Origin of the sequence: Pseudomonas brassicae (assembly GCF_010671725.1) — a bacterium.
Taxonomy (GTDB): domain Bacteria; phylum Pseudomonadota; class Gammaproteobacteria; order Pseudomonadales; family Pseudomonadaceae; genus Aquipseudomonas; species Aquipseudomonas brassicae.
Window position 1 is genome coordinate 1 of record NZ_JAAHBU010000586.1, and the last position, 1604, is coordinate 1604.

The window sequence follows — 1604 nt, forward strand, 5'->3', positions numbered from 1 at the left end:
GTGACCAGGATGACCCGGCCTTTGAGCAGGTCGGGGCGGGCGGTGTAATCGAACATTGGGGGTACCTCGACAAGGGTGGTGACTTCATTCGCTGGCAAGCCAGCTCCCACAGGAAACGCTCTGCGCTTGAAAGCCGCGGGGTACCTGTGGGAGCTGGCTTGCCAGCGAAGCTTTCTAAGGCGTTACCGCGATCAGCAGCCACACAGGGCGCTGTCGAGCACCCTGCGCAGCTCCAGCGGATGATCGACCACCACGTCCGCGCCCCAGTTGTTGGGGTTGTCCTCTGGATGAATATAGCCATAGCGCACCGCTGCCGTGCGGGTGCCGGCATCGCGGCCCGACTCGATGTCGCGCAGGTCGTCGCCGACGAACAGCACGCTGGCCGGGTCCAGGTTGAGGGTCTTGCAGGCCAGGATCAACGGCTCGGGGTCAGGCTTGCTGTTTTTCACGTGATCAGGGCAGATCAACAGGGCAGAGCGTTGCGCCAGGCCCAGCTGTTGCATGATCGGCTCGGCGAAACGCACCGGCTTGTTGGTGACCACGCCCCACAGCAGGTTGCCTTTCTCGATGTCGGCCAGCAGCTCGGCCATGCCGTCGAACAGCTTGCTGTGTACCGCGCAGTCGGTCTGGTAGCGCTCCAGGAACTCCAGGCGCAGTGGCTCGAAGTCGGGCGCCCCCGGCTCCGTGGCGAAGGCGGCGGCAATCATTGCGCGCGCACCGCCCGAGATCACTTCACGAATCCGCTCGTCGTCGATCGCCGGCAAGCCACGCTCGGCCCGCATGGCCTGGCAGATGGCGATGAAATCCGGCGCCGTGTCGAGCAGGGTGCCGTCCATGTCGAAAAGTACTGCTCGCAAACGCATGCTTATTCCTCGCGCAGGGTCTGGATCATGTAGTTGACGTCCACGTCGCTGGCCAGCTTGTAGTGCTTGGTCAGCGGGTTATAGGTCAGGCCGATGATGTCCTTGACGCTCAGGCCGGCATCGCGGCTCCAGGCGCCGAGTTCGGACGGGCGGATGAATTTCTTGAAGTCATGGGTGCCGCGTGGCAGCAGCTTCATGATGTATTCCGCACCGATGATGGCGAACAGGTAGGCCTTGGGGTTGCGGTTGATGGTGGAGAAGAACACCTGGCCGCCCGGCTTGACCATGCGGTAGCAGGCGCGGATCACCGACGACGGGTCGGGCACGTGTTCGAGCATTTCCAGGCAGGTGACCACATCGAACTGCTCGGGCATCTCTTCGGCCAGGGCTTCGGCGGTGATCTGCCGGTACTCGACCTCTACACCCGATTCCAGCTGGTGCAGGCGCGCCACGGCCAGCGGTGCTTCGCCCATGTCGATACCGGTGACGGTGGCACCGCGCTGGGCCATGGCTTCGCTGAGAATGCCGCCGCCGCAACCGACGTCCAGCACCTTCTTGCCGGCCAGCTTGACGCGCTCGTCGATCCAGTTGACGCGCAGCGGATTGATGTCGTGCAGGGGTTTGAACTCGCTTTCGCGGTCCCACCAGCGGTGGGCCAAAGCTTCAAACTTGGCGATTTCGGCGTGGTCGACGTTGCTCATGGAACGGTCCTCTGAAACTTTGATCATTCGTTGCAGGCGG

The 1604-nt window shown here is 63.3% G+C and carries 2 protein-coding genes; both read right to left on the bottom strand.

From position 1 onward, the window contains the following. Positions 1–191 precede the first annotated feature (191 nt). Positions 192–863 carry an N-acetylmuramic acid 6-phosphate phosphatase MupP gene (gene mupP, locus G3436_RS26370; RefSeq protein ID WP_163951263.1) on the bottom strand — a complete coding sequence of 224 codons (672 nt, stop codon included), beginning with the start codon at positions 861–863 and terminating at the stop codon, positions 192–194. A 2-nt stretch (positions 864–865) separates the two neighbouring features. Continuing rightward, positions 866–1564, bottom strand: a complete 699-nt coding sequence (gene ubiG / locus G3436_RS26375; RefSeq protein ID WP_163951266.1) for a bifunctional 2-polyprenyl-6-hydroxyphenol methylase/3-demethylubiquinol 3-O-methyltransferase UbiG — start codon at positions 1562–1564, stop codon at positions 866–868. Positions 1565–1604: the final 40 nt, after the last annotated feature.